Annotated in this window: 10 protein-coding genes; 3 read left to right on the plus strand and 7 right to left on the minus strand. The window is 67.9% G+C overall.

Annotated features, from left to right (window positions below; genetic code table 11):
• Window positions 1–228 precede the first annotated feature (228 nt).
• The 5 genes from LC092_RS19515 to LC092_RS19535 form a co-directional block, all read right to left on the minus strand.
• Entirely contained in the window at window positions 229–960 is a 732-nt protein-coding gene (locus LC092_RS19515) for a hypothetical protein (RefSeq protein ID WP_224809230.1), read from the minus strand.
• A 146-nt stretch (window positions 961–1106) separates the two neighbouring features.
• Entirely contained in the window at window positions 1107–1595 is a 489-nt protein-coding gene (gene lspA / locus LC092_RS19520) for a signal peptidase II (RefSeq protein WP_224809231.1), read from the minus strand.
• Between the two features lie 63 nt (window positions 1596–1658).
• Window positions 1659–2615, minus strand: coding sequence for a DMT family transporter (locus LC092_RS19525; RefSeq protein WP_224809233.1), 957 nt, complete (start codon window positions 2613–2615; stop codon window positions 1659–1661).
• Window positions 2612–3625, minus strand: coding sequence for a bifunctional riboflavin kinase/FAD synthetase (locus tag LC092_RS19530; RefSeq protein WP_224809235.1), 1014 nt, complete (start codon window positions 3623–3625; stop codon window positions 2612–2614). Before LC092_RS19530 ends, LC092_RS19525 begins: the two co-directional genes overlap by 4 nt.
• A gap of 145 nt (window positions 3626–3770) precedes the next feature.
• Window positions 3771–4226: a MaoC family dehydratase gene (locus tag LC092_RS19535; RefSeq protein ID WP_224809237.1), complete on the minus strand. Its 456-nt coding sequence runs from the start codon at window positions 4224–4226 to the stop codon at window positions 3771–3773.
• 246 nt (window positions 4227–4472) lie between these two features.
• On the opposite strand from LC092_RS19535, the gene LC092_RS19540 reads away from it, so the two are divergent.
• Window positions 4473–4856 carry a response regulator gene (locus tag LC092_RS19540; RefSeq protein ID WP_224809239.1) on the plus strand — a complete coding sequence of 128 codons (384 nt, stop codon included), beginning with the start codon at window positions 4473–4475 and terminating at the stop codon, window positions 4854–4856.
• A gap of 157 nt (window positions 4857–5013) precedes the next feature.
• Complete coding sequence (locus tag LC092_RS19545; protein WP_224809241.1) at window positions 5014–5730, plus strand: protein phosphatase CheZ; 717 nt, start codon at window positions 5014–5016, stop codon at window positions 5728–5730.
• A gap of 144 nt (window positions 5731–5874) precedes the next feature.
• On the opposite strand, the gene LC092_RS19550 is transcribed toward LC092_RS19545, so the two are convergent.
• Complete coding sequence (locus tag LC092_RS19550) at window positions 5875–6747, minus strand: TIGR01459 family HAD-type hydrolase (RefSeq protein ID WP_224809243.1); 873 nt, start codon at window positions 6745–6747, stop codon at window positions 5875–5877.
• A 191-nt stretch (window positions 6748–6938) separates the two neighbouring features.
• Here LC092_RS19550 and mutL point away from each other — a divergent pair, with 191 nt between their 5' ends.
• On the plus strand, window positions 6939–8777 hold the full coding sequence (mutL, locus tag LC092_RS19555; RefSeq protein WP_224809245.1) for a DNA mismatch repair endonuclease MutL: 1839 nt from the start codon (window positions 6939–6941) through the stop codon (window positions 8775–8777).
• 417 nt (window positions 8778–9194) lie between these two features.
• Here the strand turns inward: mutL and rsmD are convergent, their stop codons facing one another.
• Entirely contained in the window at window positions 9195–9749 is a 555-nt protein-coding gene (gene rsmD / locus LC092_RS19560) for a 16S rRNA (guanine(966)-N(2))-methyltransferase RsmD (protein WP_224809247.1), read from the minus strand.
• Window positions 9750–10210: the final 461 nt, after the last annotated feature.

Raw genomic sequence — 10210 nt, forward strand, 5'->3', positions numbered from 1 at the left:
GCTTTACAGGATATAGGCGCTTGGCGCGCAAAAGCCCGTGAACTTTTCGTAAGGTCACGACAGGCCGGCAAGGCGCGACGATGCGCCGCCGCCCACGACGGGGAGACGCCCCACGGTCATTGTCGGGCGGCTCGCGCCTGACGAGGGGACCGAAAGGGGCGGTATCGCAAGAGGGGAAAGCCGGGCGCGACGACGCCGGCACGGGCGCGATGGCCCGCGTAAGCGCCGCTACTCGATCGTGCGGGCCGAACGCCCGTTCATGATCTGCTCGGTGGTGCTGATTTCCGGCGCGCGGTTCACGGTCTTGGGTGCGACGGTCGGCGCATCGGCCGAAGGGATCGAATACGCCGTCGGCGGCTCGATCAGATAGCGGCGGACCGGCACGCCGTTTTCGTCGACCGGAATGGCGGTCGTCTCGGCAACGCCAACGCGCTGGTTCAGCTCGTTCGGCTTCATCTTGCCGCTTTCCAGCCGGTCTTCGTTCTGGCGTTCGGCGGCGAAATTGCGGCCGTCGCCGCCGGAGACGAGCTGCTGGATGCCGCGCGACTGGCGGGTGTTGCTGCGTCCGTCGCCATCGAGGTCGGCGCTGCCGCGTCCGTCGTTGCGGTAGACTTCCTGGATGCGCTTCAAATCGTCTTCGTTCTGCGTCGGCCAGTTGGCGACCACCTCGGGCGCTTCCGGCGGCGGCAGTGTGTCCATCTTGCTGGGCATGGCGAGCGGCGCGCGCGGGGTGTATTCGATTTTGGCTTCCGACTTGGCGTCAACCGCGCCGAGGCCTTCCATCAGGCTGCGGATCATCGCGGTATCGGGCGCTTCCTTCGTTTCGGTGCCGTCATTGAACCCGTCCGATCCGGTCTGGCAGGCCGCGAGCAGAAGTGCCGAGGCGCACACGGCAAGAAGGCCGGCGCGGCCGTGCGGGCGGCTGGAGGCGGAGACGGTGAACTTCTGGCGACGCGACACGGCGGCGATCCTTGTACGGTTTCCGGACCTGCGCCGCGTCCGTGGAGGCGGCGCGCCCGGGTCACTTTCATGCGAAACAAAGCGCAATGCGGACCGGTGACGGTCGCTTTGCGGCAGATGCACTCAGGCTGCCCTTTACGGCATCATTAGGGCCGCTTTTGAAAACTGTCATACAGCAGGCCGGCCACGCCGGCAACGATCCACACGTCGGCGAGGTTAAACACGTACCAGGAGAAGCTGCCGACGTGGAAATGGAAGAAATCGGCGACCGCCCCGTAGACCACGCGGTCGATGCCGTTGCCGAGCGCGCCGGCCAGCACCAGTCCGAAGGAGATCGCCGGCAGCCGGCGGTCGCTCTGCGCGCCCCAGACCCAGAATACGACGGAGATGACAAGCGTCACCGCGACCAGCACCCAGCGGCCGAAGGTGCCATCCTGCTGGAACAGGCCATAGGAAACGCCGTAGTTCCAGACCATCACCAGATCGAAGAACGGGGTCAGCGCGACCCGCCCCCTTTCGGCGATCCCGTAGCCGTAGAGCATCCAGGCCTTGAAGACCTGGTCGGCGGCAAGTCCGGCCAGCGTGATCGCCAGGATCAGGCCGCTCATCGGTCCCCAGAGGCGCGAGGCTGTCATGTCGGTTTTCGTGTCCCGGTCTCGTGTGCGATGCGGATGTCTCCGCGGGGGGCAGGCCCGTGGTCAGTCCGGCGGGCCGGTGCGTGTGGAGCGTGCGACCATTTCCGCCCGGCTCAGCCGGTGCTCGCGGTGCGCGATATAGATGCCGCTGCCGACGATCAATGCAATCCCGAACCAGGTCGGCCCGTCGGGAAAATCGCCGAACACCAGATAGCCGAACAGCGTGGCGCTGACGATCTCCAGATAGTTGAAGGGGGCCAGCACGGAGGCCGGGGCGGCGGCGAAGGCCTTGACGATCAGTCCGTGCGCGAAGAAGGAGATCGCGCCGACGATGGCGAGCAACCCCCAGGAGGGGAGGTCGGGCATTACCGGGGTGGCATCCTCGATCCCGGCCATGGTGCCGCCGACGGTCAGCGCGCCGAGCAGGATCGCGCCGCCCATCCCTGCAGAAAACTGCACGCTCAGCATTGAGCCTTCGCCCGACAGGCGGCGCGTGATGACCAGATAAAGCGCGAACAGGAAGGCGGCGGCCAGCGGCAGCAGCGCGGTCGGCCCGAACTCCGTGAACCCCGGGCGGATGATGATCATCGCGCCGATCAGCCCGACGAAGACCGCGCTCCAGCGCCGCGGCCCGACCGATTCTCGCAAGAGCAGCGCGGACAGGACGGTCAGGATCATCGGCTCGACGAAGAAGATCGCGATGGCGTCGGCAATCGGCATGGTCTTCAGCGCGGTGAAGAAACAGGCCGACGCACCGGAGAGAAAGAAGCCGCGCAGCAGGTGCGGCCACAGCCGCGGCGCCTTCAAGGTCGCGAGCCCCGGTCCGATCGCCGCCGTCAGGAAGGCGAACAGCATCTGGAAGCCGAAGCGGCCGAGGGTGATCTGCAGCGGCGGCAGGCTTGCGGTCAGATATTTCGCCACCGTGTCCATCAGCGGCACCATCAGCATCGCGAAACTCATCAAGGCGATGCCGCGCATCACGGTGATGCTGGGCGCGGGGATGGGCAGGGGCGTCGTCACCCGCCCGCGCCTTCGCCGGGAAGGCCGTTGAGCGCCCTGTCGAGCGGGCCGAGCGGGTTCAGGCTGGCGAGTGCCGCGCGCGCTTCCGCGCTGTCGCGGTCCATCTGGGCGATCAGCGCGTCCGCGCTGTCGAAGCGAAGCTCCGGACGCAGATAGGCGGCGAGCATCACCCGCAGATGCTTGCCGTAGAGATCGCCGGAAAAGTCGAAGAGAAAGACCTCGAGCAGCGGCGCGCCGTTGTCGAAGGTCGGGCGGCGGCCAAAGCTTGCCACGCCGTCGATCCAGCGTCCGTCGACGCAGGTCCTAACCGCATAGATGCCGTGCGCGAGCTGTGTTTCCGCCGGCAATGCCAGATTGGCGGTCGGATAGCCGAGATCGCGGCCGCGTTTCTCGCCGTGGCGCACCTTTGCCTCCACTGACCAGCGGTAGCCGAGCAGCGCATTGGCGAGAACGATGTCGCCCTCGGCGAGTGCTGCGCGGATGCGGCTGGAGGAGACCGCCGTGTCGCTCTCGTCGGTTTCCGCCGCGACGATGGTCACGCCGAAACCGTCGGCCGCGCCGGCCTCGCTGAGGAATTCCGGCGTGCCGCGCCGCGCGCGGCCGAAATGGAAATCGTAGCCTGTCACCGCGTGGCAGATGCCGAGGCGCGCCTGCAGGATGTCGGTGACGAAGGCTTCCGCCTCAATGCCGGCGAAGGCCCGGTTAAAGGGAACGGAGACGATCGCGTCGAGCCCCATCGCCTCGATGATGCGCGCCTTTTGCGCCGGCGGCGTGAGCCGGAACACCGGCGTGTCGGGCGCGAAGACGGAGCGCGGATGCGGCTCGAAGGTCAGCGCATAGGCCGGGACGCCGGCCTTTTGCGCCTGCGCCAGCGCCGTCTTCAGCACCCGCCGGTGGCCGCGATGCACGCCGTCGAAATTCCCGATCGCCACGACACCGCCGCGCAGGCCGGTGGGAAAGGCGTCGAGATCGTCGATGGCGACAAAGCGGGAAGGCAGGTGTTCGTTCATCTCAGTCGGGCCACTCACCGGCCGCGGTGGCCGGCCGAAACGGAAAAAGGACCGGCGCACGGCCGGAGGGAGCTGCCGGACGGTGTCGCGAAATCGCAAGCCCGTCCGGAGGTTTCGCGGACCCTGCCCATTCTCCCGGGAAACGTCAAGCGCGCGGGTCGTCCCTGTCGCTGTCGGCGCGCGCGGGAACCTTCACGATGGCCTCGCCCTCCAGGACCACCGTGTCGCCGACCGCGCAGGTGCAGTCGAGGCGCGCCCGATTGCCCTTCTCCATCAGTTCCGCGACGGTCACCGTCACCGTGACGTCGTCGCCGATTCGCACCGGCGCGCGAAAATTCAACGTCTGCGAGAGATAGATCGCGCCGGGACCGGGCAGCCGTGTTCCCAGCACCGCGGAAATCAGGCTGGCGGTGTAGAGGCCATGGGCGATGCGCGTGCGAAACGGGGTGCGCGCGGCGAAATGTTCGGACAGGTGGATCGGGTTGCGGTCGCCGGACACTTCCGCGAAACCAATGACATCCGAAGAGCTGACCGTTTTGACCAGGCTTTCGCTCTGCCCGACGGACAGGTCCTCGAAGTACAGTGTTTGTAGGGTAAGCATGGTGCGATTCTTTTCCTCCCCATGTGAAATACTGGCGCTCTGGCGAGGCTAGGCTCTGGCGTGCGTGAGGGCAATTGAGCTTTTGAGGAAGAAGGAACTGGCAAATTAACGGAGTTTTCAGCCCCCGGCGTCTAATGTCGTACAGCGTGGGGAGGCGGGGACACGAAATGTGTCTTCCTCCTGAAGACAACAAAGCATCAGACGCCCGTTCAACGGGTCGGGCAGATTGACAGTATGGAGTAGACAATGGCCCTTGATGTTCAGATGCCGGTCCTCGTGGTGGACGATTACAAGACCATGATCCGCATCATTCGCAACCTGCTCAAGCAGCTCGGTTTCGAGGATATCGACGACGCTGCCGACGGTACGGAAGCGCTGGAGAAGATGAAGCAGCGCCGCTATGGCCTGGTCATCTCCGACTGGAACATGGAACCGATGACCGGATACGAGCTGCTGAAGCAGGTCAGGGCCGACGCCGGTCTCTGCAAGACGCCCTTCATCATGGTCACCGCTGAATCCAAGACGGAAAACGTGATCGCTGCGAAGAAGGCGGGCGTGAACAACTACATCGTGAAGCCGTTCAACGCACAGACGCTGAAGGGCAAGATCGAGGCCGTGTTCGCCGACTGACCGGCTCCTGTCGACAACGAACGATCTGTGCCTCCGGCGGCGGTGCCGCCGGTGAGTGGGGGAAGTGCGCGTCTTGCGACGCGCAAGGGATCCTTCGTGCCGGTGGCACGGGGCAGGCCTGTCCTGCATGCGGTCCCGAAAGACAAGAAAGGGTGTCATGGGCGCTCTCAGAAAAGAAGACGTTGCGGGCCTGATCACCTTCCTTGAGCAGAACAAGGATCGCGATGGCAATGTGACGCTGAACGACGTGATCGACCTGGCGGAAATGATGACCGGGTCGATGCGCGAGTTCCTCGGCGCCGTGCAGCCGACGGTCACCGCCGAACTGACGGCGATTGCGGACGAGATCTCGCGGCTGAAGAGCGAGATCCTGCAATTGCGTCCCAATGACATGAAGGACAACCAGATCCCGGAAGCCGGCCGCGAACTCGACGCCATCGTCGAGGCGACCGAATCCGCGACCCATACGATCATGGAGTCCGCCGAGACGATCATGGCGGCCGATGACGACATGGATCCGGCCGCCTACCGTGCCTTCGTCAACGACAAGATGATCGAGATGTTCGAGGCCTGCGCCTTTCAGGACATCACCGGCCAGCGCATCTCCAAGGTGGTGAATGCGCTGAACGCGATCGACCGGCGGGTCACCGGATTCGTCGAGCGGCTGCGCATCACCGAATGCGACGACGCGCCGGCGGAAGAAACGGCCGAGGACCGCCGCAAGCGCGACCTCATCCTGCACGGTCCGCAGCATGCCGGCGAGGGCGTGTCCCAGTCCGATGTCGATGACATGATGTCGACGGACACGTCCGGCGACGCCTCCAAGGACGCCTCCCAGGACACGCAGGACGAAATCGACAAGCTTTTCGGATAGGCGCGCCGTGCGCCCGAGTTTCCGGCACCCCTCAAGAGGTGCCGATTTGCCTGGCCCGCGCCCCCGCGAGTGGCCGGAAACCTGAAAGGCCGGTTCCCGAAAGGGGGCCGGCTTTTTCTCATGCGTCTCGCCGGAGGCTGGCGCCTACCAGACCAGTCCGGCGATGGCCGCGCGGGCGCGAAGTCCTTCCTCTTCCAGGCGCTTGCGCACGAGGCTTTCCACCGGCGCGCCGGCGGGGCCGAAGTCCGCGCCGTGAATGCCGCCGGTGATGAACAGCACGTCGATCTCGTTCGCCACCGCGCCGCGGATGTCGGTCGGCAGGCCGTCGCCGATCGCCAGGATGTCGGTCTTGGCGACCGGGGCGCCGGCAAGCTCGGCGACGCGTGAAAGCGCTGCTTCGTAGATCGGTGCATGCGGCTTGCCCAGGATCGTGACCCGTCCGCCCAGATCCTCGTAGAGCCGGGCGAGCGCGCCCGCGCACCAGATCAGCGTCGAGCCGCGTTCCACCACGATGTCGGGATTGGCGCAGAGCAGGGGCAGGTCGCGCGCGACCATGCGCTCCAGCAATGCGCGGTAGTCCTCCGGCGTTTCGCGCTGGTCGTCGACGAGCCCGGTGCAGACCACCTGGCCCGCGCCGGCCTCGTCGGTGAGCGTGAGATCCAGGCCCGTAAACAGGCTGTGATCGCGGTCCGGGCCGATGTGCATCACCGGAATGTCGCTGTGCGCCTGAAGCTGGGCACGGGTGACGTCGCCGGAGGTCACCACCGCGTCGAAGGCGTCGCGCGGCACGCCGAGACGGGCGAGCTGCTCCAGGATCGGCGGCGAGGGGCGCGGCGCATTGGTGATTAGCACGACCTTGCCGCCGGTTTCCGCGCGGTAGCGCTGCAGCGCCTCGCAGGCCTTGGGAAAGGCGGCCACGCCGTTGTGCAGCACGCCCCAGACATCGCAGAGCACGGCCTTGTAGGCGGGTGCCAGAGCGGACAGGCCGGGAACGAGCAGCGGATTGGGTGTGGACATGGCTCTCTCTTGGCTGCGGCGGGATCTTGCCGGGAGGGAAGTCTGCTAGTGTTGCAAATGCAGAATCGACCGCCGACATGACACTGGCATGGCGGCGCGGCGGACCATAGACGATCCGCCCCCGCGAAGGAAAGCGGTCGAACCCGCCCGCGGGAGCAGGAGTGGCCGCGGGCGAAGGGCAGGGAGCCAGAATGACGATCCGGCAGTTGAGCGACCATGCGATCAACCAGATCGCCGCCGGCGAGGTGATCGAGCGTCCCGCCAGCGTCGTCAAGGAACTGGTGGAAAACGCCATCGATGCCGGCGCGAAGCGGATTTCCGTGGCAACGGCCGCCGGCGGCAAGACGCTGATTCGCGTCGACGACGACGGCTCCGGCATGCGCGGCGACGAGCTGCCGCTCGCCATCGGCCGGCACTGCACGTCGAAACTCTCCGAGGACGATCTCTTCGACATCCGCTCGCTCGGCTTTCGCGGCGAGGCGTTGCCCTCCATCGGCGCGGTCGGCCGCCTGTCGCTGACCTCGCGCCACGGCGACGATCCGCATGGCTGGACGATCTCCGTCGAAGGCGGTGCGCGCGGCGAGATCCGCCCCGCAAGCCGCCCGTCGGGAACCCAGGTGGAGGTCCGCGATCTCTTCTTCGCGACGCCGGCACGGCTGAAGTTCCTCAAGTCCGACCGGGCGGAGGCCTCCGCGATCACCGATGTGGTCAAGCGGCTGGCGCTGGCGCATCCGTCCGTGCGTTTCGAACTCTCGGGGAGCGACCGGCAGACGCTGACCTATGCGTCCGCCACCGGCGAGACGGCGCTTCAGGCGCGCATGGCGCAGGTGATGGGGCAGGACTTCGTCGACAACGCCTGCGAGATCGACGCGGAACGCGAGGACGTGCGGCTTTACGGGCTTGCCGGCCTGCCGACCTATCACCGCGCCAACACGCTGGCGCAATTCTTCTTCGTCAACGGCCGTCCGGTGCGCGACAAGTTGCTGATGTCCGCGCTGCGCGGCGCCTATGCCGACGTGCTGGCGCGCGATCGCCATCCCGTGGTGGCGCTGTTCATCGAGATCGACCCGCGGCTGGTCGACGTCAACGTGCACCCGGCCAAGGCGGATGTGCGCTTTCGCGACGCCCAGCTCGTGCGCGGCCTGGTGGTCGGCGCGCTGAAACAGGCCTTCGCGGCGGCGGGCCACATGGCCTCCTCGCACAATGCCACGGCGGCGCTCGCCGCGTTTTCCGGCGGGACGGGCGGTGTTTCGCGGGCAGGTGCCGCGGCGCGCGACTGGCGTGCGATCCCCGACCGGCGCGGAGCCACCGACTGGCGCGCGTCCGCCTATCGCCCGCTCACCCCGGACGCCGGCTTCGACGCGCCCGATCAGGCGGGCTTTGCCGCGGTCAGCCAGCCGTCGGCGGATGCGCGCGCGCATGAGGATGAGGCACCGGAAGATCGCATCCAGCGTCCGCTGGGGGCGGCACGGGCCCAGATCCACGAGACCTATGTCATCGCCCAGACCGAGACCGGTCTCGTCATTGTCGATCAGCACGCCGCGCATGAGCGCCTCGTCTACGAACGGCTGAAGACGGCCTTGGCGGAGCGCGGGGTCGCCCGTCAGGGCCTGCTGATCCCGGAAATCGTCGAGCTGCCGGAGGAAGACGTCGCGCGTCTGGCCGAGCGCGCGGAGGAACTGGAAGCGGTCGGCCTCGTGCTGGAACCCTTCGGTCCGGGCGCCATCGCGGTCCGGGAAACGCCGGCAATGCTCGGCCAGATCGACATTCGCGGCCTTGTGCGCGATCTCGCCGACGATCTCGCCGAATGGGACAAGGCAACGCGGGTGCGCGAGCGGCTCGATCACGTCGCCGCCACCATGGCCTGCCACGGCTCGGTGCGCGCCGGGCGTCGCCTGCGCCCGCAGGAAATGGACGCGCTGCTGCGCGACATGGAGGCGACACCCAATTCCGGCCAGTGCAACCATGGCCGCCCGACCTGGATCGAGCTGAAGCTTGCCGACATCGAGCGCCTGTTCGGCCGCAAGTAGCGCCGGCGCGCCTTTTCGTCACGAAACGGTCGCCATCCATATGGCAGGAACGGGCATGAGCGGGCGCAAGGGTCCGTCGCCGACCGGGATGCGCGCATGGGCCGGAAACTTGTCCCGATTTTCGTCTGGAGCGCGGCTCTCGTCCTGATCGCGCTCGGTCTGCTGACGATCTGGCTGCCGATCCCGACCGGCGTGCCACTGATTGCCGGCGGCGCGTTCCTGATCCTGGGGACAAGCCGCCAGGCGGTGCGCTGGCTGCGCGCACGCCGGCGTCGCAACCTCGACCTGAACCGTCTGATCTCCGGTCTGGAGGACCGGGCACCGACGCCGGTCGCCGAGGTGCTGCGCCGCAGCCGCCCGCGCGGTCCCGGTCGGTCGGATATGTCGCCGACCCCGGCTTTGCCGCCGGAGGGTGCGTCAGCGGTTTTTCAGGAACACGACCTGGCTGTCGCCGACGCTGCGGCGGTCGAGAAGCTCAAGACCGTCCGGCACGGCAATCTCGGCGCGGGCGTCCTCTTCCAGCACCAGCAGCGCGCCGGGCGCAAGCCAGCCGCCGGCCCGCGCTGAGGCCAGCGCGGCCTCGCCGAGTTCCTTGCGATAGGGCGGGTCGGCGAAGACCAGATCGAACGGCGGGATGGTTCCGGCCGCACCGAGACGCGTGGCGTCGCGGCGGAAGATCTTGGTGGCGCCCGTCAGCCCGAGCGCTTCCACATTGCCGCGGATCGCGCCGCGTGCCGCCGTCGCCTCCTCGATGAAGGTGCAATGGCGCGCGCCCCGGCTGAGCGCCTCCAGACCGAGCGCGCCCGAGCCCGCGAAGAGATCGAGCACGCGCGTGTCGTTGAGCGCCTCGGGATGGGAATGCGCGATCACGTTGAACATCGTCTCGCGCAGACGGTCGCTGGTCGGTCGGGTTTCCGATCCGCGTGGCGCCTCAAGCGGTTTGCCCTTGAAGCGTCCGGCAACGATCCTCACCGTGCGCCTCCGCCACGCGGGCCCTTGCCGCCGCCGCGCGGACCCTTCGGCCCGGCACCCTTAGGCCCGGAACCCTTGGGGCCTGCGCCCTTCGGCCCTGCATTCCTGGGCCCGGCCCCGCGCGGACCGGCGCCACGGGGACCCGCGCCACGCGGGCCGCCAGCGCCCGGACCAGAACTGCCCGGACCTGAACTGCGCGGACCCGCCGACCTCGGGCCGGAAGACCTCGAACCGGCCCCGCCGGCACCGGAAGATCTCGAACCGGCTCCGCCGGGACCTCCGCGTCCGGAGGCGCCGCCGCGCGGCCCCTTGTCACCGAAGCCGGCGCGCGGACCGTCTCCACGCGGGCTGTCGCTGCGCGGGCCGCGGTCGCCGAAACTGCGACCCGGACCGCGTTCTCCCGCATCGCGCTCCCGCTTGCCGGGGCGCGGGGCGCTGTCGCGGTCTGCGCCGCCGCGCTC

It is taken from the genome of Stappia stellulata, assembly GCF_020176715.1.
Taxonomy (GTDB): domain Bacteria; phylum Pseudomonadota; class Alphaproteobacteria; order Rhizobiales; family Stappiaceae; genus Stappia.